This window comes from Streptomyces sp. NBC_01320, from assembly GCF_035974375.1.
Lineage (GTDB): Bacteria > Actinomycetota > Actinomycetes > Streptomycetales > Streptomycetaceae > Streptomyces > Streptomyces yanii.
On sequence record NZ_CP108390.1, the window covers coordinates 7,808,476 to 7,831,425 of the forward strand.

General features: G+C 67.4%; 32 protein-coding genes. 10 read left to right on the plus strand and 22 right to left on the minus strand.

Annotated features, from left to right (window positions below):
- Positions 1-8: 8 nt before the first annotated feature.
- The 17 genes from OG395_RS35495 to OG395_RS35575 form a co-directional block, all read right to left on the minus strand.
- Positions 9-308 (minus strand): hypothetical protein, encoded by a 300-nt coding sequence (locus OG395_RS35495; RefSeq protein WP_327246575.1) that lies wholly within the window; start codon positions 306-308, stop codon positions 9-11.
- On the minus strand, positions 308-691 hold the full coding sequence (locus OG395_RS35500) for a hypothetical protein (RefSeq protein WP_327246576.1): 384 nt from the start codon (positions 689-691) through the stop codon (positions 308-310). The genes OG395_RS35495 and OG395_RS35500 overlap by 1 nt, the downstream gene beginning before the upstream one ends.
- On the minus strand, positions 688-939 hold the full coding sequence (locus OG395_RS35505; protein ID WP_327246577.1) for a hypothetical protein: 252 nt from the start codon (positions 937-939) through the stop codon (positions 688-690). Before OG395_RS35505 ends, OG395_RS35500 begins: the two co-directional genes overlap by 4 nt.
- Positions 936-1,532, minus strand: coding sequence for a hypothetical protein (locus OG395_RS35510; RefSeq protein ID WP_327246578.1), 597 nt, complete (start codon positions 1,530-1,532; stop codon positions 936-938). Before OG395_RS35510 ends, OG395_RS35505 begins: the two co-directional genes overlap by 4 nt.
- Positions 1,529-2,233: a 3'-5' exonuclease gene (locus tag OG395_RS35515; RefSeq protein WP_327246579.1), complete on the minus strand. Its 705-nt coding sequence runs from the start codon at positions 2,231-2,233 to the stop codon at positions 1,529-1,531. Before OG395_RS35515 ends, OG395_RS35510 begins: the two co-directional genes overlap by 4 nt.
- A complete protein-coding gene (locus OG395_RS35520; RefSeq protein WP_327246580.1) occupies positions 2,230-3,015 on the minus strand; it encodes an ERF family protein in 786 nt (261 codons plus the stop codon). Before OG395_RS35520 ends, OG395_RS35515 begins: the two co-directional genes overlap by 4 nt.
- Complete coding sequence (locus OG395_RS35525) at positions 3,012-4,061, minus strand: YqaJ viral recombinase family nuclease (protein WP_327246581.1); 1,050 nt, start codon at positions 4,059-4,061, stop codon at positions 3,012-3,014. The genes OG395_RS35520 and OG395_RS35525 overlap by 4 nt, the downstream gene beginning before the upstream one ends.
- Positions 4,058-4,264 carry a hypothetical protein gene (locus OG395_RS35530; protein WP_327246582.1) on the minus strand — a complete coding sequence of 69 codons (207 nt, stop codon included), beginning with the start codon at positions 4,262-4,264 and terminating at the stop codon, positions 4,058-4,060. The genes OG395_RS35525 and OG395_RS35530 overlap by 4 nt, the downstream gene beginning before the upstream one ends.
- A 53-nt stretch (positions 4,265-4,317) precedes the next feature.
- Positions 4,318-4,524 carry a hypothetical protein gene (locus tag OG395_RS35535; RefSeq protein ID WP_327246583.1) on the minus strand — a complete coding sequence of 69 codons (207 nt, stop codon included), beginning with the start codon at positions 4,522-4,524 and terminating at the stop codon, positions 4,318-4,320.
- A complete protein-coding gene (locus tag OG395_RS35540) occupies positions 4,521-4,757 on the minus strand; it encodes a hypothetical protein (protein ID WP_327246584.1) in 237 nt (78 codons plus the stop codon). Before OG395_RS35540 ends, OG395_RS35535 begins: the two co-directional genes overlap by 4 nt.
- On the minus strand, positions 4,754-4,990 hold the full coding sequence (locus OG395_RS35545) for a hypothetical protein (protein WP_327246585.1): 237 nt from the start codon (positions 4,988-4,990) through the stop codon (positions 4,754-4,756). Before OG395_RS35545 ends, OG395_RS35540 begins: the two co-directional genes overlap by 4 nt.
- A complete protein-coding gene (locus tag OG395_RS35550) occupies positions 4,987-5,343 on the minus strand; it encodes a hypothetical protein (RefSeq protein ID WP_327246586.1) in 357 nt (118 codons plus the stop codon). Before OG395_RS35550 ends, OG395_RS35545 begins: the two co-directional genes overlap by 4 nt.
- Positions 5,333-5,506 carry a hypothetical protein gene (locus OG395_RS35555; RefSeq protein ID WP_327246587.1) on the minus strand — a complete coding sequence of 58 codons (174 nt, stop codon included), beginning with the start codon at positions 5,504-5,506 and terminating at the stop codon, positions 5,333-5,335. Before OG395_RS35555 ends, OG395_RS35550 begins: the two co-directional genes overlap by 11 nt.
- Positions 5,503-5,907, minus strand: a complete 405-nt coding sequence (locus OG395_RS35560; protein ID WP_327246588.1) for a hypothetical protein — start codon at positions 5,905-5,907, stop codon at positions 5,503-5,505. The genes OG395_RS35555 and OG395_RS35560 overlap by 4 nt, the downstream gene beginning before the upstream one ends.
- On the minus strand, positions 5,904-6,272 hold the full coding sequence (locus OG395_RS35565) for a hypothetical protein (RefSeq protein WP_327246589.1): 369 nt from the start codon (positions 6,270-6,272) through the stop codon (positions 5,904-5,906). Before OG395_RS35565 ends, OG395_RS35560 begins: the two co-directional genes overlap by 4 nt.
- A gap of 86 nt (positions 6,273-6,358) precedes the next feature.
- Positions 6,359-6,586, minus strand: a complete 228-nt coding sequence (locus tag OG395_RS35570) for a helix-turn-helix transcriptional regulator (RefSeq protein WP_327246590.1) — start codon at positions 6,584-6,586, stop codon at positions 6,359-6,361.
- The gene (locus OG395_RS35575; protein ID WP_327246591.1) at positions 6,570-6,872 is read right to left on the minus strand and encodes an XRE family transcriptional regulator; all 303 of its coding nucleotides are present in this window, start codon (positions 6,870-6,872) and stop codon (positions 6,570-6,572) included. Before OG395_RS35575 ends, OG395_RS35570 begins: the two co-directional genes overlap by 17 nt.
- A 265-nt stretch (positions 6,873-7,137) precedes the next feature.
- On the opposite strand from OG395_RS35575, the gene OG395_RS35580 reads away from it, so the two are divergent.
- Positions 7,138-7,518 carry a helix-turn-helix domain-containing protein gene (locus OG395_RS35580; RefSeq protein ID WP_327246592.1) on the plus strand — a complete coding sequence of 127 codons (381 nt, stop codon included), beginning with the start codon at positions 7,138-7,140 and terminating at the stop codon, positions 7,516-7,518.
- Positions 7,519-7,919: 401 nt separating this feature from the next.
- Complete coding sequence (locus tag OG395_RS35585) at positions 7,920-9,176, plus strand: tyrosine-type recombinase/integrase (RefSeq protein WP_327246593.1); 1,257 nt, start codon at positions 7,920-7,922, stop codon at positions 9,174-9,176.
- A 509-nt stretch (positions 9,177-9,685) separates the two neighbouring features.
- On the opposite strand, the gene OG395_RS35590 is transcribed toward OG395_RS35585, so the two are convergent.
- Positions 9,686-10,744 carry an IS630 family transposase gene (locus OG395_RS35590; protein WP_327241115.1) on the minus strand — a complete coding sequence of 353 codons (1,059 nt, stop codon included), beginning with the start codon at positions 10,742-10,744 and terminating at the stop codon, positions 9,686-9,688.
- A gap of 104 nt (positions 10,745-10,848) precedes the next feature.
- On the opposite strand from OG395_RS35590, the gene OG395_RS35595 reads away from it, so the two are divergent.
- The 4 genes from OG395_RS35595 (at position 10,849) to OG395_RS35610 (ending at position 14,157) form a co-directional block, all read left to right on the plus strand.
- Positions 10,849-11,469, plus strand: a complete 621-nt coding sequence (locus tag OG395_RS35595; RefSeq protein ID WP_327241116.1) for a plasmid pRiA4b ORF-3 family protein — start codon at positions 10,849-10,851, stop codon at positions 11,467-11,469.
- A 317-nt stretch (positions 11,470-11,786) separates the two neighbouring features.
- Positions 11,787-11,996: a hypothetical protein gene (locus OG395_RS35600; protein WP_327246594.1), complete on the plus strand. Its 210-nt coding sequence runs from the start codon at positions 11,787-11,789 to the stop codon at positions 11,994-11,996.
- Positions 11,997-12,745: 749 nt separating this feature from the next.
- Positions 12,746-13,129 (plus strand): hypothetical protein, encoded by a 384-nt coding sequence (locus OG395_RS35605; RefSeq protein ID WP_327241097.1) that lies wholly within the window; start codon positions 12,746-12,748, stop codon positions 13,127-13,129.
- A gap of 20 nt (positions 13,130-13,149) precedes the next feature.
- On the plus strand, positions 13,150-14,157 hold the full coding sequence (locus OG395_RS35610) for an IS3 family transposase (RefSeq protein ID WP_327241096.1): 1,008 nt from the start codon (positions 13,150-13,152) through the stop codon (positions 14,155-14,157).
- A 367-nt stretch (positions 14,158-14,524) separates the two neighbouring features.
- On the opposite strand, the gene snpA is transcribed toward OG395_RS35610, so the two are convergent.
- Positions 14,525-15,289 carry a snapalysin gene (snpA, locus tag OG395_RS35615; protein ID WP_327246595.1) on the minus strand — a complete coding sequence of 255 codons (765 nt, stop codon included), beginning with the start codon at positions 15,287-15,289 and terminating at the stop codon, positions 14,525-14,527.
- 405 nt (positions 15,290-15,694) lie between these two features.
- Here snpA and OG395_RS35620 point away from each other — a divergent pair, with 405 nt between their 5' ends.
- Positions 15,695-16,087 carry a GIY-YIG nuclease family protein gene (locus OG395_RS35620; protein WP_327246596.1) on the plus strand — a complete coding sequence of 131 codons (393 nt, stop codon included), beginning with the start codon at positions 15,695-15,697 and terminating at the stop codon, positions 16,085-16,087.
- A 118-nt stretch (positions 16,088-16,205) separates the two neighbouring features.
- Here OG395_RS35620 and OG395_RS35625 read toward each other — a convergent pair whose 3' ends face one another.
- Positions 16,206-16,790 carry a flavoprotein gene (locus OG395_RS35625; RefSeq protein WP_327246597.1) on the minus strand — a complete coding sequence of 195 codons (585 nt, stop codon included), beginning with the start codon at positions 16,788-16,790 and terminating at the stop codon, positions 16,206-16,208.
- A gap of 496 nt (positions 16,791-17,286) precedes the next feature.
- Between OG395_RS35625 and OG395_RS35630 the strand changes: the two genes are divergently transcribed.
- The gene (locus tag OG395_RS35630) at positions 17,287-17,469 is read left to right on the plus strand and encodes a hypothetical protein (RefSeq protein WP_327246598.1); all 183 of its coding nucleotides are present in this window, start codon (positions 17,287-17,289) and stop codon (positions 17,467-17,469) included.
- A 429-nt stretch (positions 17,470-17,898) separates the two neighbouring features.
- Here the strand turns inward: OG395_RS35630 and OG395_RS35635 are convergent, their stop codons facing one another.
- Positions 17,899-18,312 carry a hypothetical protein gene (locus tag OG395_RS35635; protein WP_327246599.1) on the minus strand — a complete coding sequence of 138 codons (414 nt, stop codon included), beginning with the start codon at positions 18,310-18,312 and terminating at the stop codon, positions 17,899-17,901.
- Positions 18,313-18,735: 423 nt separating this feature from the next.
- On the minus strand, positions 18,736-19,188 hold the full coding sequence (locus OG395_RS35640) for a hypothetical protein (RefSeq protein ID WP_327246600.1): 453 nt from the start codon (positions 19,186-19,188) through the stop codon (positions 18,736-18,738).
- A 1,217-nt stretch (positions 19,189-20,405) separates the two neighbouring features.
- Here OG395_RS35640 and OG395_RS35645 point away from each other — a divergent pair.
- A complete protein-coding gene (locus tag OG395_RS35645) occupies positions 20,406-20,705 on the plus strand; it encodes a hypothetical protein (protein WP_327246601.1) in 300 nt (99 codons plus the stop codon).
- 942 nt (positions 20,706-21,647) lie between these two features.
- Entirely contained in the window at positions 21,648-21,872 is a 225-nt protein-coding gene (locus OG395_RS35650) for a cold-shock protein (protein ID WP_327246602.1), read from the plus strand.
- Positions 21,873-22,950 lie beyond the last annotated feature (1,078 nt).

Sequence of the window (22,950 nt, forward strand, 5' to 3'; positions counted from 1 at the left end):
GGCTCCGATCAGAAGAGGGTGGTCGGCTCTGGGTTGCAGTGGTGTTCTGCGACGTGGGGATGGGGGCAGTTGGTGGGGTGGGTGCGTCCGGTCCAGCGGAGCCGTGGGCTGCTGTGGGGTCCGCCGGTCTTGAGGCACCAGATGAGGCGGTGCGGAGTGCGGGCTGCGACCTGCTGCTCGGGTGTCAGCGAGCGGAGTTCGACGGTGACCCGGAGGGCGGCGCGGTCGCCGACCCATTGGGTGAGGAGGGGGGCCTCGCACGACGGGCACCGGGAGTCGTCGGCGCCCGTCGCGCGTGACCTGGCCATCAGTCCTCGTTGGTGCCGAGGTAGACGCCGGCACCGGTTCGCAGGACCGACCCGGCGACCTCGTGGCCGAGTTCGTCGAAGCTGCCCTCTGCGGTGCGGGCTCGGTACATGCGCTGTTGGACGTCGCGGAGGGTGTTCTCCATGTCGGGGCCCTGTGCTGCCTCGGCGAACGTGGCGCGCAGTTTCACCGAGGGAGCCTTGTCCTCACTGGAGGCGCTGCCGGTGTACTGCTTTGCGGTGAGCTCGACGATGACCATGACGGTGGAGTCGGGGTTCTCGAACAGCTCGCGGCGCTGGTCGCGGGTGAGGGATTCCTCGATGGCTCCGCCGAACGCGTCGAGCTTGATCTCCGGGAGCTGGTCCTTGGGCAGTCGCGGCATCATGCGGCCTTTCGTGTGGTGGTGCTGGCGGGGTGTCCCGGGCAGGTAGCCGGGTGGCGGGTGCGGATGGTCTGGGCAAAGCGGGTGACGGCCTCGGCGCCAACGACCTGCTCGGTGGTCTCGCAGACGAGGCACTCGTATTTGGCGGCGGGCTGCTCGATCCACCGGCCGCCGCCGCGGGCCTGCTGGCCAAAGCGGACCGAGAGGGCCCCGGTGATCTGCCGGCCGTCCGACAGGAGGTAAGCGGTCATCGGGCGGCTGCCACCGAGTCGGGCCAGGCGCAGCCGTCGAGGGCTTTCAGTGCCCGGTCGGGGGCGGTGGCGAGGGGGTAGCCGAGGTGGTGCAGTCCCATGGCCATCGCGGTGTACGCGTCGGCCTGGTCGTACCGTCCGACGCCCTCGGTGTGGTGCCCGTAGCGGTCGGCGACGCCGGAGCGGACCTCGCCTTTGGTGGCGTTGCCGCGGGTGGTGGCGAACATCTTGAGGTTGCTCGGCGGGACGACGCCGTACGGGATGCGGTGCCGGAAGCAGTACCGGCGGACCAGCACCCGCAGGCCGGACAAGTCCTCGTGTCCGGCCATCGCCCCGTGCCCGTACGAGGGGCCCTCCATCACGACGAGGTCGGCCGCCTTGATGAACGTGCCGATCTCGTGTTCCAGGTAGGCGAGTCGGGCGTCGCCGCGGGTTTTGGTGCGGACGATGGTGGACCAGCCCTCGCCTGCGATGCCGGTGCAGGTGAGGGAGAGGTCGAGGCCGATGACGAGGGGATGGGTCACCGCGGCCGGGCGGGGGGTGGGCAGCCCGGCCGCGGGAGTAGTGGTGTCGAACAGGGTCGGGGCGCTCACTGGGCACCGCCCTGCTGGCGGGGGATGAGCGGCCAGGCGCCCTCGACGACGGCGGCCGGGTCCTTCTTGCGGAAGTGCTCCTGAAGCGATGCGGCCTGCTCGGCGGCCCATTCGACCTGCGCCCGGTGCAGCTGCTCCAGGTCCATCGCGGCGAGCGGGGCGTGCATGGTGCCCTGCCTCCAGGCGACGCGGCACGCGGCGATGGCGTCGGCGTCTGCGGAGTGCGCGTCACCGATCGGCACGTCGTAGTGCGCGCAGAGGGCGGTGAGCTTGCGGCTGCCCTTGCGGTATTTGTCGACGTGCTTATCGATGACGAACGGGTCGACAACCGGCCCGGCCGGCAACGGGTCGAGGCCGAACCGCTCGGCCTCGCGGTCGAGGAGGGTGAGGTCGTACCTCGCGTTCATCGCGACTACCGGTGTCCCGGCGAGGATGACCTGTGCCAGCCCGGCGAGGATCTCGGCGACGGCCTCGGCGAGCGGGACGCCCTCGGCGTGGGCGCGCTCGGTGGTGATGCCGTGGATGCGTGCGGCCCCGTCGGGGATGGTCTCCCCGCCGACGTCGGTCAGCCAGTTCGCGGCGGCAACGGGTTGCCTGCCGCCGCACTGGACGATGCACGCGGTGACGATACGGGCGGTCAACGGGTCGGGCCCGGTGGTTTCGAGGTCGAATCCGGCCATGCGGCCGAGGTGCCAGCTCATGCGGCACCGCCCGAGCGCTCGGTGTAGATGCGACGACCGAGGTTGTCGAGCGTTTCCGTCTCGCCGGTCTCGTTCTGCACCTTCGCGTTGAGCATTCGCAGGTTGCCCAGCTCATAACTGATCTGCTGCAACCGGCCTTGCGATGTCTTCGGGTTGAGGATCTCGTCGCGGTACGACTCGGCGGACCGGGCCGGTGCCTCGTTGCCGCGCTCGATGTATGAGGCGTCAGGGTCCTTGTCGTGCGTTGGCGTGAGACCGCCCGTCAGGAGCAGCACCCGCAGCGCCACGGACTGCGCCTTAGCCGTGCCCTTGTCCGCAGAGTCGAGTGCCTCGCCCTGCGTCTGGAGCGACAGGGTGTCGCCCTTCGGTCCGACGATCAACCATGAGACGCGCACGGTGCATTCGCGCATCTTGTTGCCCTTGTTGGTGGTGGTGTCGCGGTACGTCGCATCCACCTGCACCGGCAGGACGTTGACGCCGTGCCGGAGCGTGACCGGGCCGAAGGTGTTGACCACGGTGTCGACGCCACGGAAGTTGAACTTCGTGCCAGGGGCGTCGTACTTCTCCCGCTTCGCGATGGCTCGAATGTCCTTGCGGACACGGAGCCAGGCGAGGTGCACGGGGATCATGGCCGGGTCGTCGTCGCCCGGCTCGTAGTCGGCCATCGGATCCGCAGCCGGGCCGAGGTCGGCAGGCTCGGCGAGAGCGTGCTCCTCGGGCTCCGGGGCTGTGGTGTCGGTGCGGCCGGCCGCAGCTGCCGCGCGTTCTGCGAGGGTGGTCATGCCTGGTGCGCCTCTCGGATGGTGTTCGGGATGTTGATGCGGCGCGACGGCCGGTCTTCCACGCACGCGGCGTAGGCGTCGGGGAACTCCTCGCGGAGCCGCTCGCGGTCGACGTGCTCGCGGCTGGTCTCGTCGTACGAGTAGGCGACGTGTCCGCCCTGGATCGCGGTGTCTGCGCTGCCGAGGGTGCGGATGAGTACGGCCTTGGCGGTCTTCTTTCGGGCCTTGGCTTCGCTCTCGTCGCTGCCCGCGTCGAGGTAGTCGGACAGGGCGTCCTGTGCGTCGCCGTCTCGGTCGATGGCGACGATGCCGTCGCGGTCGGGGTGCAGCTGCTCGTACAGGTCGAGGAGGACGTCCGGGTCTGCGTCGTGCGGGAGGATCGGCGGGCGCCGGTTGGTGATCTGCTGCCAGGCGCGGGCCCCTGCGGCGCGGAGGTCGGCGATGAGCTGCTGGTGGTCGGCGACGCGGACGACGAACTGCCGGTAGTCGTTGCCGCCGATCAGTACGCCGACGTGGATGTGGTCGTATCCGCAGACGTCGGCCTGCCAGAGGGTCTGTGCGAGGACGTCGTCAGGGCAGCCGGTGCGCCACTGTCCGGCCTTGAATGCGGCTCGGCATTTGATCTCTACGGCGCAGCGTTCGCGTTCGGTGGCGAGCGGGCATTCGAGGACTCGGCGGTCGAGGGTGCACATCTGCCACGGGCGGTCGATGTTCGCGACGAGGCCGACGCGACGAACGACGCTGCGGTTTCGGCGGGCCCACTCGCGGGCGACGGTGTCCTCGATGGCCCGTCCCCACAGGGCGGGCTCGGAGTCGTTGCTCTCCAGGGGGAGCCCGCCGGTCTTGTCGTGGTAGACGGAGAGGGCGTTGCCGTACCGGCTGATGCCGAGGACGGCGGCCATGTCGGAGGAGCCGAGACCGGAGCGGCGGGCGGCGAGCCAGTCGGCTCGGTCGGCGTCGGCGGAGAGGACGAGGCGGCCGGTCGGGGTGACTCGGCGGCCGGCGGCCGGGGCGGCGATCGCCCCGGCCAGCTCGGTGATTGTCACAGGGGTCCTCCGATGTAGCGGGCGTGCACCGTGGTGCCCATGTCGGTCTTGGTGGTCCGGGTCTCGAAAGCACCGGCCGGGCCGTAGAACCGGGCGATGAGTGAGCCGGGCGCGGCGCGGGTGATGCCTGCGATGGCCCCGGCGGCGCTGTTGTCCGATCCGTACGTCGTGATCTCCAGCCACTTGAGCGGGTGCTTTCGCATCCATGCGGCTTTGTCGGCGTGCCGGGCACCGGCCCGGCGGCCCCGGCGTCCCATCACGCGATCACCCCGGCGCTGTTGAGGAGGGCGGCGAGGATGGCCAGCCCCATGACGGGGAGGGCGAGGACGATGAGGCAGGACACACCGGCGGCCGGCGCCTGGTCGAACGAGGCGCGGTCCTGCAACTCCCGTTGCGAGTGGCCGATGCCGGATCGGGTGGGGCGGGTCCACGTCCCGCCGAACGTGCCGCGGTCCTGGCTCATCCGGCGGCGCTCCCATCCGTGGGGAGGTAGACGCGGCGGCCGTTGATGTCGTCGACGGCGGCGAGGACGCCGCGGACGGTCAGTGCCCGCAGGTCCTTGCGTGCCGTGTTCCGGCCGGACGTGGGCCACGGGGATGCGGCGAGCAGCTGCGCGGCGCGCTGTGCGGTGATGGGGGTGGGCTCGGTCTGGACTGCGGTGGCCAGCCATGCCCGACGGGTGATGAGCTCGCTCACAGTCGGCCTCCGTGGGCGTAGTTGAGGCGGTAGCAGGTACGGCCGGGGTCGGTGGTGTCGCAGATGAGGAGGCCCTGCTCGGCGAGGGTGGTGAGGTCTTGGCGGGCGGCGCGCCGCCAGTCGCCTTTGCCGAACGTCGCGACGTACAGGCGACGCACGACTCCGGTGGTGATGTCGCCCTGGTAGTCGCGGGTAAAGTGCCGGAGGACGGCGAGACGGTCGGCGGTGCTCACGCGGCACCTGCCTCACGCTGCGAAGGAACCGGACGCGGCGCTACGGCCTCGCGCAGCTTCCGAGTCAGCTCCAGCGCGGCCGGCCCGTACAGCGGAACCCGAGACGACGACCGTTCGGCGAGAGCAGCGACCAATTCCTCGGAGGGGAGTCGTCCCTCGTCTGGGGTGCGGGTGGTGTCGGCGAGGTCGTGCAGCCGATCCCACAGGCCGGTGTCCTCCGTGTCGAGGAGCGCGTCGAGAACGTCACCGACGACCAGCGCGGTAAGGGCGGACAGGTCCAGCTGTGCACCGGACGGGGTGGCGTTGACGTAGATCGGGATGGGCCCGGCGACGGGCTCACGGTCAGCGGGCATCGGTGCCTCCGAGGAGCAGGAGCAGGAGCAGCGCGGCCGCGGTGAGCGGCAGACGGCGCAGGCAAGCGGGGGTGAGGCGGTCGGCGTCGACCAGCAGCAGGAACGGGACCAGCGACGCGGCGTAGACCGCGATGGCCAGGCAGACCACGGCGAGCACGTTCATGACCGCACCTCCGGCAGGTCCCGCGGGACCGCGTAGGTGTGGTGGAGGGGGGAGTCGTGCGGGTCCTCTACTGGGGAACCGAGGCGCTCGAACTGGCGGCCCGGCGCCGGGCCGTCGCTCAACGGCCACCCGGCAGGCGCCAGCGTGGAAACGGTCGGGCACGGCCACGGCTCGCTGTCGGCCTCGCAGTGCGACGAGTCTGCGAACTTCACGTGCGGTGCGAGCGCGTGGGCCACAGCCGTCTCCAGCTCGGTAACACGGGCCCGCAGTTCCGCCAGCTCGGCCGCCGACTGCAACAGGCCGGCCGCCTCCAGCGCCATGGCGATACCCGCCGCGGTCTGTCGCGTCTTCTGCGCCGCGTGGATCACGCCCGACGCTGCCGATACTCGGCGGGCGTTCACGCAGCCACCCCGTCAACAACAGCCGCGATGTCCTCGGCCGACGTGAGTGCCCACGCCGTGACCCGCACCCCGCGGCAGGGGGCACCCTGCGCCTCGGTGTACACCGCCCCGTCGTCGTGGGTCTTGGTCGTGACGTTCATCCACCGCTCGTCCGCGAACTCCGCAACGGCGGCCGGGTCGCGGTGGAAGTAGAACCGGATGGTCGGCTCGGTCGGCGCGTGCTCCATTACCTCGATGACGAAGCTGGAGGGGATGACGGTCGACTCACTGAGGATCGTCTCGGCCAGCGACAGCGCGGCCATGTAGCTGTTGCGCCTGGCCGTGTCGGTGTCGGGCTCGGTCGGGGCGGTAATCTGAGTGTTCACGGTGTCCTCGATTTCTGTGTGTGTTGAGGTGCCGTTGGGGCGTCGGGCCCGGCATGGCTCGGCGTCCCGTTCGTTTTTTGGGGGGGTCAGGCGGTGGCAGCGAGCTGTGGCCCGGCGGCCATCCAGGCGGCGACCTTGTCCAGGTCGAACCGCCGGCCGCGGAACCGAGTGGGCTCGACGGGGCACCCGTCCTTGACCCACTCGTTGACGGTCCAGTTCGAGACCCCGTAGCGGGCCATCAGCTGAGCGGTGGTGAGCAGGGGGGCCAGGCCGACGGTGCGGAGCGTCTCGGTGCGTTCAGCGAGAGTGGCCATTGGGGCTAGACCTTTCAACTGTGTCGGTTGAAACTGTGGGCATGTCGAAGTGCTCCTGGAGCGGTTCATCCATCGCGGTGGCCATGAGCCATGCGGTGCGGAGTCGACACTTTGTGGTGGCGGTGCTGCCGCTCCCTGTGACTTTCCAGACCGTTGCTGCGCTGATCCCGCGCCCGGTGACGTCCACCGACTTGGTGGCCGCTGCGAGCTGTTCGGCGGAGAGCCCTTTGCGCTTCATTGCTGCGCGGAGTGGCTTGCCTTCGCCCTTGCGGATCAGGTTGGTCATGTGGGCCTCGCGCCGGGTGGTGACTATGCGGCCTCGGTGCCGCCGTTGACACATTTCTACTGTGTCAGTGTCAGTCAGGTCAAGTGAGTGGCGGTGAGTCTCGGTGAGTTTCTTTACGGGGTGGCGATCAATCGAACGCCTGTCCTAGTGTCGGCATATGCCACCGTCTACGGGGCGCGACGGGGAGGTCGCGCGCCGTAGTGAGATCCCGCCATGCCTCTACTTTTACTTGCAAAAGTAGAAGATTCGCAGGCAGTCTTGACCCGTGGAAAACCAGGAGCAGGAGCAGCCCGAGGATCTCGCGCAGCTGATCGCCCGCCTCAAAGACCAGTACAAGGTCAGCGACTCGGAGATCGCGCGCCGCATCGGCGTTGCTCCGGCCACCGTGAACGCATGGGTCCACCGGAAACGCGGTGGCACGCGCGGCCCCAACAAGGAGAAGCTGCGCGCCCTCGCCCGCGAATTTCCCAAGTTCACCGAGGCGCAGATCTTCGCAGCCGCCGGCCGTAAGACTCCGGGCCCCCTCGACCCCGATGCCCGTGAGCGGATCCTCGCCCTCATCGGTGAACTGACCGCGGATCAGCAGGAGATGACCGAGATTCAGATTCGCGCCCTCGTCGAGCGCAACCGTTCGTCTGCGTCGTGAGTCTTCACTAAATGGACTCCGTCACTCCATGCATATGATGATTCGTCAACACGCCTAACGGTAGTCGCATATTCCACCAACCGGCGGTACGGTCGTTCGTACGGCCGATGCTCCCCCATCGACTCAGGTACTCCACTCGCCTGCGTATATCGGGGGTCACATGTGCGTCCGTGTCGAATTTGCACCGTCTGGCACCTCCCGTGATCCATGGGATCCGGAGTCCCGCGTCATCACGCTCCCCGTAACGCTTCCCGTTGCGAGCACGGGCGTCGTCGTACGGGCTGTTCTTCGTGAACTCGCCGTCGAGCAGCCCTCCGTCGGTGCAGTCTGCTTCTGCGGGGCACCCGTCTATTTACTGCCCCGCGTACCCGAGCAGCGGAGGAGTGACGAGGTGATGTTCCGTGGCGCGTAGAGCGACGAACAACCCGCGGCAGATCAGGAGTAAGGAGTGCGGCTGCAAGCTGTGCCTCGAGGAGTACCCGCCGGGCCAGCACGGCGAGCGGAAGGCACGCCGAGACTGTCTCGGTCGCTGGCAGGCCCGGTACCGGGACGCTGACGGCAAGCAGTGCGGCCCCCGCTTCGACACGTACAAGGAAGCAGTCACGCACCTCAACAAGGTCAAGGCTGCGCTCGACGCCGGGACCTACCAGGACCCGAAGCGTGGGGCCATCACGGTCGACCAGTGGTACGAGGTCTGGTGGCCGACGGTGAACATCAAGTCGGTGACCACCCGCAACAGGAAACTGTCGGCCTGGACGGTCCACGTTCAGCCGAAGTGGGGCAAGCGCAAGCTGAGTTCCATTACCTGGATCCAGGTGCAGGACTGGATCACGAACGAGGTAAAGGGAAGGGCGACACAGCTAAAGGTCCTGGAGCTGTTCCGGCACATGATGGTGGCCGCGCTTCGGGACCGGCGAATTCAGGTGAACCCGACTGCCGACATTCAGGTCACCGCGGCAGTGAGTAAGCACCCGGACGAGATGATCCCGCCCACCCGCGAGCAGTGCGCATTGATCCGGCAGCACCTGAACGAGTACTACCAGCCGTTGATTGTGTTCGCGGAGGAGACCGGTACCCGGTGGGGAGAGTTCACCGGCCTACGGGCCGCCAACGTAGACCTCGGCAGCGCCACGATGAAGGTGAAGGAAGTTCTCATCGACGATCGGGGGAAGGTCTACCGGAAGGCGGCGCCCAAGTCGAAGGCCGGTTTCCGCACGGTGCCGCTGACGCCGGCCGCTGTCGAAGCGGTGCAGACCATGATGGAGATGTGGGATCCAGCGACGACGGAGTCCCCGATCGAGGACGGGCGGAACCTGCATGAGGAGGAACTCGTCTTCCGGGGCCCACGCGGGGGAGCGCTCACCCGGCCGAACTTCCGGCGCAGCTGGATCCCCGCGATTCAGGCCGCTGGCCTGGCCCGTCTGGTCACGAACCCAGAGACGGGCCGCAACGAGTGGTGGCCGAAGGTCCACGACCTGCGGCACACGTTCGCGACGCGACTGAAAGACGCGGGCGTGCCGGAGAAGGATGTTCAGGTCGTGATGGGCCATGAGCGGGGCGGCCGGGTGACGTGGCTGTACCAGCATGCGGGCGCCGAGCTGGTCGAGGAGGTCCGTGCGGCGCTGGTCGCAGGCCGTGCGCTCCGGGCTGTCGGATGAGGTCCGGGGCCACATGCGGCCACTCTGGGGCCACAAAACCCCCTCACCGGTCCGCGCGTCGGCTCATCGAGACTCACTCCGGGGCGGGAGCGACCCTCACACCCCAACTCACCGGGCCTCACCGAGACTCACTGAGCCTCGAAAGACGGACGCGGTATCTTACAAAGCAGATGTCGGCGGTTCGAAACCGTCCGCGCCCACCAGCCAGAACGCCCCCGCAGCGACCCGCTGCGGGGGCGTTGACGGTAGTAAGTGACGGCAGTTCCTCAGGCGCATCGCGTAGCGATGGGCTGCGTGAGTAGAGACTTTCTGTACGGGTTCAAGGATCAGCAAGCGCAACGAGGCCCACGCGCACGATCCCAACTCGATCTTCTTCTCTGAAAGCGACCTTCGGCGATACCGAACTCGCTTCGTGCCTCCCGAGTCCGACGAGCCTCACGTGGTGTACGGCGGCGATCCTGCGGCCGTGATCGCGGCACTAGTGCAGCGCCGCACTGATCCTGCGGGGGTCAGGTGGCCTTGAGTGGGGTGCCGTCGTAGGTCCATCGGAAGGGGCGGGCTTCCTTGTCGTAGGCGAGGGTGAACTCGCGGATCTGGTCGATGAGGTCCTGGCGTGAGGTGAACTCGCCTCGTCGCAGCAGTCGGCGGGCCAGGATCGAGAAGAAGATCTCGACCTGGTTCAACCATGAGGCGTGCTTGGGCGTGTGGTGGACGGTGAACCTCGGGTGGGCCGCGAGCCAGGCCCGCGTGGCCTTCGAGACGTGTGACGATCCGTTGTCGAGGACCAGATGGATCGCCAGGGCAGGGTCGATACTCCCGTCCAGCAGTCGCAGGAACCGGATGAAGGTGACGGAGTCGTTGCGGGCGATGTCCTCGACCAAGACCTGTCCGCTGTGCACGTCCAGGGCCGCGACGATGGACGCGGTGCCGTGGCGTCGGTACTCGAACTCGCGGCGCTCGGCATGGCCGGGCCGTACGGGCCTGGTGGGGTGGCGACGCGAGCGGGCCTGCATGGCGGTCTTCTCGTCCACGCTGAGCACGACCGACCCGGGCGGGCGATGCAGGTAGAGGGCGCACACCTCGGCGGCCTTGACGTGGAAGTCCGGGTCGTCGGGGCGGGTGAGCCAGCCGCGGACGAGGTGGGGTTTGAGGTCCAGGTCGGCCAGGATCCGCCCGACCTGGGAGGCGGAGATCTCGTGGGCAGCAAGGGACTTGGCGATCGACTTGTGGGTCCATTGACTGTCGGGGGCCGGTTTGGCGGAGGTGACCGTGGCGACGATCGCAAGGTGCACCTCGGGCCCGTACCGACGCGGGCGGCCCGGCCTCCTGCGGTCGTCCAGAGCGGCCATGCCCTCGTGGTGGAACCGCTTGCGCCAGCGTCGCACGGTGGCGATGTGTAACCGGTGGCTGCGAGCGATGGCCGCGTTGGAGACACCGTCGGCGGCGGCCAGGGCGACCTCGGCTCGCTGGATGCGCCGCAGCGGCGCGGTGCGCGAGCGGGCCAACTGCTCCAGAACCGCGCGCTGGCTCTTGTCCCAGACCACCGTGAACGGGCTGTGCGCTGGCATGACCCCACCCCTGGATTCGACGAGCGGCGGTCATTGTCGCGCGGACGAACGGGGTCAGCGGCGGACGGCCTCGCGGGAAGGGGGCCGGTGGCAGGATGACGGCCATGGCGAATACCAGGCGCGCGAAGCCGATCTCCCGCTCCCGGACGGCACCCGGAAAGGTCGTCCACAAGATCAAGGTCACCCTGCGTGGCTCCCGGCCCCCGGTCTGGCGCCGCCTGGAAGTGCCGTCGGGCACCACGCTGCAGCAGCTTCACCACCTCATCCAGGCGGCCTTCGGCTGGGAGGGCTACCACATGTGGGCCTTCGAGACCCCGCAGGACCGCTATGGAGTCGCCGACCGTGAGTTGGGGATCCGCAGCGCGGCATCCAAGCGACTTGACCAGGTCGCCCCGAGCGTCGGCGACAAGCTCAGCTACACCTACGACTTCGGCGACGACTGGGAGCACGACATCCTCGTCGAGGCCATCACCGACGCCGAAGCGGGTACCCCCTACCCACGCTGCCTCACCGGCCGCCGTGCCTGCCCGCCCGAGGACTGCGGCGGGATGTGGGGATACGAGTACCTCATCGAGATCCTCGCCGACCCCGGCCACGAAGAACACGACGAACGGCTCGAATGGCTCGGCCTCGACACCGCAGACCAGTTCGACCCCGCCGCCTTCGACCTGGCAGAGGTCAACAGCGCACTGTCCGGCTTCGCAGCCATCCTGATCGAGAACTGACGCTCCACCATGCAGCATCGATCGCCCCAGCCACCACGGCAGGGGCGATCCTGACCCTCGCAGGATCAGTGCGGCGCTGCACTAGAGCGTGTCTGACGGGTCGCGTCATGCAGGCCGTCCCCACCCCCAGAGCTGCCATCGCTCCGCCGTCCGTCCCGCCTTCCCAGTCGGCCGCGAAGGCCTTGGGCGGGCCGGGTCAGCGGCCCCGCTCCCGACAGCCATGTCACCTGAATGGCGCAACATGATGTGCCACCCACATGGGCGAAGATCAAGCTGGGTAGTGCCCCAACCGAGGCAATCCGTGAAAGGGAAACCAAATGCGCATTCGACGAATCCTCGCCGCCGTAATCGCCACGGCAGCCCTCGCCGGACTCGGCCTCACAGGCGCCGCCACCGCCGCCACCGCACAGGGTGCCCCATCCGTCGTCTCCCCTTCTGAGTGCAGGCAGGGCGGCGGAATGCCCCGGATCGACTTGCCGGGCAACCCCTGCGTGGGCGGTACGCACGACGGGGACACGGTCGACTAATCCCCACAAGGCGCCCCGCAGCCACGCGCCGCGGGGCGCTCCCGCGCGAGCATAGCCGGGAGAGTCGCAGGGATTGTGCCGACCCGTCGGACACGCCCTAGACACGCCACCCGATCCCGGCCTCAGTCCGAGGCCGGTTGACGCGTGGCAAGTCGAGGGAGTCCACGCAGCAACAAGGTTCCGCCCGAACGCGAGGGCGACGCTTCCTGGCGCATCGTGGGGCACGTGTGGGGCACGGAGCGGCGCACTGCGGGAACGGTCAGCTCAGCGCGGAGTGATCGCGCGGTCTGTAAATCTGCCGGTCTCAGCGAATCCGCGTCGCGCCGACCGTGCGCGACGTCCCGCTCATCCGTCACACGGGCCCTCCGAGTCGAATGACGGCAGTCTCTGACGGCAACGTCGGCAGACCGGAGCGGCCTTGATCGCATCCCGGGGTACGCACTGCACCGCGCCATAGATTCGCCACCCAGGTGAGCAAATGGCGCGATCGAACTTACAAAGCAGATGTCGGCGGTTCGAAACCGTCCGCGCCCACCAGTAGGAAGCACGACAAAGGCCCAGGTCACCGGCATCAAACCGGGAACCTGGGCCTTGATCGCTCCTCCGCCGTTCCGACGGGGGAGTGTCGTCGTGCCACTCACGTGCCAGATGCTTCCCCCGGACGGCCGGATCCCTCTCTGTCAGCCTCGGGTGAGACGTCCCGTTCTGCGGGGTTAGCCTGAGAGGGCACGACAGGAGAACCGCCCCTTATGCCCAGCACTGAGCCCGTCGGGTCCGACCCGGCACCGAGGCCGAAGCGCCGTACCTTCACCTCGGAGTACAAACTGCGGATCGTCGCCGAGTACGACGCCGCGCCCAGGAACGAGAAGGGCGCGGTCCTGCGCCGGGAACGCCTCTACCACTCGCATGTCAAGGAGTGGCGGGCCGCCCGGGATGCCGGGGCCCTGGAAAACCTGGTCGACCGCCGGACCAGCCCCGCCCGCACGAAGAAGTCCGCCGCGGAGGTGGAGAACGAGAAGCTGCGACAGCAGGTGGAGCGGCTGCAGAAGGACCTGGCCCGGAACAAGGCCGCACTCGAGGTGATGGGAAAAGCCTCCGCGCTCTTGGAAATGATCTCCGAGAGCGCGGACTGAAACACGCCACCGACCCCGTGGTGGACACCGCGTTCACCGGCGTTCAGGGCCAGCTGGGCATCACGGCCGCGTGCCGGCTGACCGGCCGCTCCCGGGCCACCCACTACCGCAGGCTCAAGCCCCCGACCGACCGCACGCCCCGCTCCCACGTCCAGGCCCAGCCCTCGGCGCTGACGGATCAAGAGCGTGCGGCAGTACTGGAGTTGATGAACAGCGCCGAGTACGTGGAGCTGCCGCCCGCGCAGATCTGGGCCCGTGAGCTGGACGCGGGCCGCTATCACTGCTCGGTCTCCACGATGTACCGGATCCTGCGTGACAAGGGCCAGTCCGGCGAGCGTCGCCGTCAGGCCACCCACCCGGCCAAGACCGTGCCCGAACTGGTCGCCACCGCCCCATCCCAGGTCTTCACCTGGGACATCACCAAGCTCGCCGGACCGGCCAAGGGCACCTGGTACCACGCCTACGTCGTCATCGACATCTTCAGCCGCTACATCGTCGGCCACACCGTCGAACGCGCCGAATCAGCAGAGCGTGCCGAGGAGTTGATCCGGGACACCATCGAGCGCAACGGCATCGTGCCCGAGACCGTCCACGCCGACCGGGGCACCTCAATGACCTCCAAGAAGGTCTCTCAGCTGCTGATCGACCTCGGCGTCACCCGCAGCCATTCCCGGCCGAAAGTCTCCAATGACAACCCCTACAGCGAGGCCCATTTCAAGACCACCAAGTACATGTCCGACTACCCCGAGCGGTTCGATTCCCTGGCCCACGCCCGTGATTGGTTCGACGCGTTCATCGCGTACTACAACCACGAGCACCGGCACTCGGGCATTGGATGGCACACGCCCGCCAGCGTCCACTTCGGCACCGCCGAGGAGGTCCGCGACCAGAGAGCCGTCACGCTCGCCGAAGCGTTCGCCCGCCACCCCGAACGCTTCGGTCGCCGCCCCACACCGCCCGAGATACCCCAGCAAGCGTGGATCAACGACCCCGCCAAGCGCAGGGAAACCACACCACAGATCTCATAGCCACACAAATGTCTCACTGGACTTGAAATCCACCGGATGGGACGCGTTGGCCCTCTTGCGCAAGCGAGCATTGGCCCGCTATCCCAGCCCTGGGGGGCTTATATGGGCGCGGGTGGGTGGCGAGAGAGCCGGCTTCTGCTGATCGTGGCCGGGCTGGCAGTGTTGGCGACCAACCCGGCCCTGTCGGCCACGTTCAAGGTCACCAACCAGTGGACGGTTGGCTTCGCATCCCGGCTCCGCCCTCCCAGGACAGCCGTACGAAGCACCAGCGTCTGTCGGCCAGCCTGCAAGAGTGCTCAGACGACCGTCTTGAGCATGTGGCTGAAGCCACGCTCGACAGCGAGCCGCTTCCCACTTGGGAACGCAATCAATTCCAGGACGTGCTGTGGAGCGGACGCCCCGGACCGTGGCCCGGCGCCACGGTCCGTACCGGCGGTGCAGAGCTCAGGTGGTCAGCGGGCCGGTTCACCGTGCCCGGGGCCTGCGCGAGTCCGGTGGCCCACAGCTGGTCGACACGCGAGCGCTCGGTGGCGTTCGGGTAGCGGTTGGTGCAGGACGGGCCGGGGCCGCCGCCCGACATCAGCTCACTGCACGGCCCGCTGTAGTCGTCCGGCAGGCCCAGAACGTGCCCGGTCTCGTGGGTGACGACGCGGATCGAGTCGTTCTGCTGGTTCTGGGCGTAGTCAAGGAAGATGTTGCCGCTTCCGTGGCCGTTGGTGGAGGCGTAGGACCCGCGCGGGTAGTTGCCCTCGTGGTAGGAGAAGTCGGCACCGCTCGAAGCCTCTTGGAGCTTGACGTTGGACTCGGAGCTGTTCCAGATCGAGGCCGCGCTCGATATCTGCGAACGGAAGCTCGGTGCCTGGGAGGCGTTGTAGTAGACGGTCACCGCCTGCGCGTTGGGCTGGGCGGCCCGCTTCTCGGCGACCGACTTGAGCACAGCCTCGAAGAACGCCTTGTTGTTCGCGGCCTCCTCAACCGACCCGTCGTACCGCGCCACGGAGGTACCGGCGGAAGCGGACGGGGTGGCGGCCGTCTGGGCGCTCGCCGGCACCGCCGCGCCCAGCGCGCTGGAGGCCAGACCCAGGCCGAGAGCGAGGGCGAGGAGTCTCGCGGACGTTCGGGACGACTTCATGTGGGGGCTCCTACTCACTCGGTGACGCCCAGCGCCCGGTGCGCGGTCGACTCTGCGTGAACACCGGTTCCGAACTGCAGCGACGTCCTGTGGGTCGTCATTCTTAGAACGGCTCGACAGGGAGCGCAAAGGGTCCCGCCACTACGTCGCCTCGTAGGTCCCAGGACCTCGCCAGGGCAGGGCGCGGGTCTCCAGTCCGCACATGGCGGCGGGAGGGAAAGCTGTCGCGACGTCAGAAGCCTTACACCACGGGGCAGCGGGCGTGCGGGCCGACCGGGCGGAATTCCGGGATGCGCGGAGGATCGGCATCTAGGTCAAAACGGACAAATCAATAGATATGTGCCACGCTGCGTCTACTAAGTACGTCGGTTGGTTGTCGGAGCGCTGTGACCGACGTCATAAAATATGGGCTTCCGTTTCTTTCGCGCTCCACCGGCCCCGAGTCGCCCCCCAGGGAGTCACCCTCGGCGCTGGGCGGCATCCCTCACCGCTGAGCCGCCGCCGCTCAGTCTCACGCTTGGTTGCCTGCTCGGGATTGAGCTGCGTCGGGTGGGCAGCGGGACGCGCATGACCTTCGGCAAGGCCGGGGGAGCAGCCCTCAGCCAGTGGATGGCGGAGAACGCCCGCGTGTGCGGGCTCGAGGACGACGAACCGTGGACCCTGGAGTCGGAACTCATCTCTCAACTCGACCTGCCGCTGAACCTCGACGAGAACCGCCACAACCCGTTCCACAGCCGCCTCAAGGAACTGAGATCCCAAGCCCGGCAGCGTGCAGGAGAGTTGGCAGTCAGCGCATAGACCGTCCGTCGGTCTGCTGACATCAACGGCGGCGAACGATGGCGCACGGCAGTGGTTGGGACCGGATGCGACCAGCGGGCCCCGTTCCGGCAGTCCGCACCACGCTGCGATCGAACTCCTAAAGCGGGTGTCGAGCAGCCCTGGCCGTCACGTGCTGGATGGACTCCGTGATCGCGGCCCAGGGGAGCTGTCGAACTGCTGGCCCTTCGCGGGGTTCATGGAGTGACCAGACGTCAGGACCGTGGATGAGCTCTACGTCCGCCTTCCGTAGGGCCGCGACATGCTCGTCCCACGCTGGGTGCCGTACGTGTGCTGCGTTGACCCGCGGGAACACGACGACGGGAACGTCGATCGTGCCGAGCGCCTCGCTCACTTGCGTCAGTGCTTGGTTGTCGGCGATGCCCGTCGCGAGCTTGGCGACGTAGTTCTCGCTTGCGGGGGCGACGACGTAGCAGTTGGCGACCGGGTGTGGGCGAGCCTCGGTCGGTAGGCGAGGCGTATCCCTGACTGGCAGGCCGGTTACGGCTTCCAGTCGGTCCAGTTCACCGTTCGCCCGCAGCCATCGGCCGGCATTCGGGGTCAGGATCACGGCTACCTGCCAGCCGAGGGCGATCGCTGGCTCGACCAGGCCGGTGCGTAGTTGCTCGACTCCATCGGCTGCCGTGCCCACGACTCCCAGCACTCCGCGACTGCCTGCGCTCACCGTTCCACCGCCCTGTATCGGACCGCCCCCAGGGGCAGCAGTACAGCAGAGAAGTGCAGCAACCACACCGACTGCCAGCAACCGTGGCTGATCCCTACCGCCCGTGTTGCCAGGCCGACAGACTTCACTGACCGTCGTGCCGATAGTTCGCATCGAGGTGCAGGCAGAGGCCTGCCAGATCCGCGGGCCAGGAACGACCCCCTGGCCATGCTCGGCTCCAGTCTGAGCAGGCCGCCGGACAGGGTTTGCGTTAACGCCCTGTGCTGCACCTATCTCATTACGCCACTGACGTGCGAAAATCCCCGAGACGCGGCGCAGAGCCGCACAGTTCACGTTGCAGGGACACGGCGGTATGCGCTCTTTTGTGTGGGTTGGTCTGGCGGCCATCTGGATCATTGCCTTTGTGCCGGGTGTAGCGGCCATCACCCGAGGGTGGTTGCCTCCCTGGGCGCGAAGCCGCGTCCTGTTTCCACGCTTGTGGGGAGTTGGCAACGTCATGGTGGGTCTCGGGTTCACGGTCGAGATGCTTCCGGTGATGACCGGTCGGCTCTGGACCGCCGATGCAGCCACCCCGGTGTGGATCGTGGCCATTTGCCTCCTCCTCTCCGGGTTCGGCCTGATGGCATGGGGACAGCGTTCCGCCCCCGCCTCGTGGCCGCTCTGGAACCGGAAGAACTGACGGGCGGGGCACCCGGGTCGGGCCGTCTGTGGGCCGTGCGAGGGCGGCCGACGATGACAGACGACGACCACTCAACGTCGCACTCAGCCTCTAGGGCCACCCGGCGCCACGAAGCCGCATCCACCGGCTCCGGGGTCCCGAATAGGCTGTATCAGGGCGGGGAGAGGCATCAGCAGCCTCCGAAGCCGGGAGGATGGCGTCTGTGCCCCCTGCGTGCCCGATCGGTCGGCAAGCTACGGGGAACAGCAGGGAATCTCGGCGACGACTCCGAGAACCAACAGGCCGGCGTCACGCCAGCTCAGGCCTGATCCGCGTACGCGATCTTCCGAACTAGCTACGCGGGTTCGATTCCCGTCGCCCGCTCCATGCCACTCAGGGCCAGGTCAGAGGGCATCCTGCGGCCTGGCCCTGATGCTAATCGGCGCAGCGTTAGTAGGTTCTGCGGCGCAGGCTCCGCATGAAGAGTGGCACCGACAGCAGAAGCAGGGCTCCTTCGACAGCCAGGCTGACCAGCCCGAGTGGTTCCGTCCAATTACCGACATCGTCGCTGTAGTGGGGCAGCCCCGGACCTCTGGAGAGGATGTAGCCCAGCAAGGGGCCGACGGCGACCACGGCTGCCAGCAACCATCCCAGTCGGACGAGGCCGATGAGGAGCAGCACGGCGGCGACCACGGCCGCAATCTCCAGGACGTGGTAGGCGACGCCGATGTAGTAGGGATCCCTCGTTGCCGTGATGCCGCCTTGGTCCACGACATGGATGGCGGCCACCGCGAGGCACAGCAGGACTCCCGCCCACCTGGCCACCCAGGTAGCCCCTGGCACCGTCGCGGTGTGGTGTGACATACGGAGGTGCCTTCCCCTTGTTCTTCAGCAGCGTGTGTCTGCCGCGCTGCGATCCCATCTGCCCGGTTGGCTCCTGAACAGGCAGCGCGCCGCACCTGTGTCAGGTCTCAGCCTCAGCGGACGGCTGCTCGCCGTCGCCCCCGACGGTGCAGACGAGTGAGACGGAAGAGGTACCGACGCGGACGGCGCCTCACTGCCAGCAGCCCGGCAGACGGGCACACGTGCCCCCTGCGTGCGCGATGAGGGGGTACTGCACGGGGAACAGCGGGGAGTCGCGGCGGCTACCGCAGAAACGCGCAGGTCAGCGTCTCGCTAGGTCAACGCGTGTCCGCATACGGGTTCTTCCGAACAAGTGCTCAACTTGTGCAGGCGCTTGAGTGGGCCACTGAGCCCGCCGTCCGGGACGCTGAACGGCAGCAGAAACTACGCAGGAGGGGCGAAAGGGTTCCCGCCGGGTGCCGGTGGACCACCCCACCAGGCCCCCGGCGGCGGGACAGGAGCCCAATCCGGTCCGCGGTGATCCAGCCACCATCTGCCGATGATGTGGAACTTCTCCTCGAAGGTGCGATCCCAGTTGAGGAACCCTGTGATCGGCGCCCGCAGGCGTGTACGGCGGCCGCCCGCTTCGTAGATCACGACGGTCCGGGCCCCGAAGGAGGACTCGACCTGTATGGCCTGCACGTCGGCCCAGGAAATGGTCCGGCGGGGCAGGTTGTGCACGACGGCCGCTGACTGCGTGAGAGTGACCCCGAACGGCCGCGAGGCGATCAGCAGCACGAACGGCAGCACGACTGCCGCGAGTGGAGGACCAACCGGCCCCCCGTCCAACCAGATCAACACCTGGAAGACCGGCATGATCACAGTGGCGGGCAGCACGGGCAGCAAGCGTTGAAGGCGCGTCAAGCGATAGCGGATGCACTCCGGCGGCGAGCCCTCGCTCTGCGGTCGCCCCATCGACCATCCCCACCATTCCCATGCAGCCACAGCTGCGCGTGATCGTCCACGAAGTGTGGCGATGCTGTGCCGCGTTGTCCACCCCCCAAACCCATATCGCGAAAGCCGAGGTGCGGCCGGGGTCCAGCGGAGCTATACGTGGTCTCCGTGCCCCTTCCGTGTCCCTTCCGTGCCCGACCGAGCGGGAAATCGCGGGGAGCGCCGGGCGATCGCGGTCGCTGGACATGCCGACGGTCCCTGACCAAGTTGGCTGGTCAAGGGCCGTTCACCTGCGGTGGGTGTGGGATTTGAACCCACGGTGGCGTCGCCGCCACGATGGTTTTCAAGATTGCTTCGGCGTGAAATCGCGTGACCCCACTGGGCCTCACCCGGCGAAAGAAGTGTCCGTATTACGGCATTTCGCGAAGTTCATCTAGGGTGAAGTTGCGGGGCTCAACCCTCCTCTGTCGAACGGGAGTTGACCCGAACCCGTGACCGGCGTTCTGCCCGTCATAACGAAGCCCACCTGACCGCGCGTGACGACAGGTCAAAGCGGCAGGTGGGCGACTGAACCCGGAGGCTCAGACATGAGTTTGCTCCTTGCAGAGCGATGCACCTCAGCCGCGCGTCAGCGGCTCGCAGCGATCACTGTCATTGTCGTAATCGTGCTCACCTCACCGTCCTTCGCCAAGGTCGTTGGGGCCTACGCGGACGTCGGCGCGTTCGTCCCGCTGTTCCTCGTAGCGAGCGGTACAGCAGCGGAGTACCGCAACCGCAGCAACCGCCCGCGCCCGCTACCACCTCTCCGGTGCTTTGTGGCGACCAGTTCGGGTGTTACGGACCGAACTTGCTAGAGCTACGGATCAGAAGGTCGTAGCCTGGGTTGCCGGTGAGGTCGTCCGCACGGTAAAGGCCGCGACCCGGGGTGCGACAAGGGTCGGCTGCCTCACCACCACCGCAGGACCGTGCCACTCTCGTGCCAGAACGGGCGGGGACTCACGGGGACTCGGCTGCAACAACGGGTCAGACGAGAGGACTTGGCCCAAGAGAGTTCTGCGCAGGTCACGCCAGCAACCGCCCATCCGCTCTCCTAAAGTGGTGGCACGAGGGGCCCTCTCTGCACCTGTCGACGAAACGCCAAGTCGACCTTCGCCTCTGAGGTGACGGGCGAGGTAGGTGTCTCCGTCAGCGGCGATCTGCAAACGTCGGTCAACGCGATGCTCATCAAGATCAAGGCCAAGTTCAACGTCACCGTGTCCGCGAAGCTCACCGCCAAGCTCGGCAACTCAATCTCCGTGGACACCCCGCCCCACAAGACTACGCACGCCAAGTACGGCGTCTACCGGCTCAAGCACACGGGGGTCAGCTATGTGATTCACACGAATTGCACGGTCTCCCCCGAGAAGACTGTTGTCAGCTACTCCCCCTATCGGGTTGGGTGGTACTTGTGGGAAATCTGAGAAAATTGACGGCCACCGGGGGACTCGCAGCGGTGGTTGCGTTGGCGGGCTGCACCAGCGATCAGGACCGGGCCACGCCTTCTCCTCATACGTCGCCACCCCGGTCCATAACCTCTCCGACCAGCTCGCCGACGTCAGAGCGTGCTGAGAACGTTCCTGGGGAGACTGTGACCAAAGCGCCGGTGCTTCCAGAGGGGAAGGTTGTAGCGCAGGCCGCGAACGCTACGGGCAATCGAGAGCTGGAGATCCGAGGCGGAATCAAGGCTGGGCCGCTGTCAGTCCTCGTGAATTGCCAGGTAAGGGAACCCTGACCGTCTCCGTGGAACCGGTCGGGCTGAGTTTTCCCCTCGAATGCGTGGATGGAGAGGTCAGCAGTACCTTCAACCAACTCGCCCTGAAGCGCGCCCGTGATCACGGCACCGTGAGCGTGACGGCCCCATCCCAGGTTCGCTGGGCACTTACCGTCGGACTGTAAACCGGAAGGGGTTCGGCGCTCACGCTGATTGCCGAACCCATTTCGTGTGCATGGCCCGTGATGGTTGACGGAGTCGGTGCGTGAACGGGTCCGTCGAAAGACGGACCGTAAGCACCTCCAGGACGTCGGATCAGCGGTTGCAGTACAGCAGCGGAGCACAGCAACCACCACAACCGCAGCCAACCGCAAGTGCCCATCGATGGCCGACTGACCAGCCCACCAGCCCTCAATGACCTTGCGGCCAGTAGTTCGGGACGAAGTGGCAGCCCGACGCGTCATAGCGCGCACCAGATGCGCACCAGAACGTGCGGTCAGCCACGGTCAACGACGGCAATGCGGTGCCCGAACTTGAAGACTTGGAAGGCCAGTTCTCGCAGGTCAGCGCCCAGGTTGCTGCTGAAGTACCGGTGATTCCCAAGCTCAGGTGCCAGACGCGTCTGCACAGCGGAGGCCGTAGAGTTCCGTCCATGGCGACTGCGACTGTCCGCGAGTGGAACGACGAGGAAGGGTGGGGTGTCCTTGACTCACCCGAGACCCCCGGCGGCTGCTTCGGCCACTACGCCGACATCCAGGCGACCGGCTTCCGCACGCTGTCGGCCGGACAGCAGGTCGACCTCAAATGGGAAGCCCCTGGCTTCAAGCAGGACGGGTACCACTACCGCGCGGTGAGCATCGTGCCTCGGGCTGCCTGACATCCACAGCTGACATCAATGATGGCGTACGTCCACGGTCCCCAGCAGTCCGCAACGCCACCGCACTCTTCACCGCAACATGCAGTAGCTCCCGGTTGATCGAACTCCTAAAGCGGTGGCTTCCTGACAAGCGGCAGCGGCCAGCCGGCGCAGGCCACTAGTGCGCTGCCGTCCTCGGTGAGGAAGAGCAGGGTGGTCCATGTCCGATCGGCAGAATCGATCAGCCCTGTGCGTACGGGCTGGCCATGTTCGCGGATGAGCTGCACTGCTCGTTCCAGCCCAAGAGGTTCGAGTCCGTGCGTCCGCATGCGCTGAAGTCGGCGCTTGAAGACTTTCAGCATGCTGGCCTGCGGGTTGTGCCCGGTCTCCCACCCAGTAGGTGGCCCCGCTGCGGAGGGTGGCCAGAGCTATCACGGACGCCTCGTCATCACCGGCCAACAGCAATTCCAGCACATGCCGTTCCATGGTCACCCCCGTTTGGATCCTGCGGTACAGCAGCCAGGTACCGCAACCCCAGCAATCGCCCGCGTCCGGTAGCGTCCCTCTGGGGCCTGGTAGCGGCCGGAATGGCCGTCACTGACCGATCCGGCTAGAGCTACGGATCAGAAGGTGTTCGTGCCCGATCCGTGCCCGACTTGGCGGGGAACCACGGTCAGCCACGGGTGTCACGGGTCAGTACACCTAGGGTTCTCCTCGGCACCCGTTAGCGGGATGTCGAGGATGGTGTCCGGGGTGAACTGTCGGCGGGCCAGTTCTGCCACGTAGGCCCCGCCAAACATCCACTCCTGGTTCTTCAAACGCGCATGTAGGGCGTTCTCGGAGCTATTCGGGTCCTCGACTGCGGCACGTAGGGCAGCGAGGCCGGCTCGTCTGGCCGGAGCGTGGCGAGCGTCGCGGGAGCTCCCATCCCGACCACCTTCGATTCAGGCAGAGCTGAGCAGTCGCGGCCCAGGGCGTCAAGGTCGTTCGTACAGTGGCGCGCTCCACCTCGACGCCCTGAACCACGCCCGCTCCACGGTGTGTGGGTCGAAGGCGGACGGGATGGGAGCTGAGGTGAGTGGTGGGTTGGGGCGGTGGT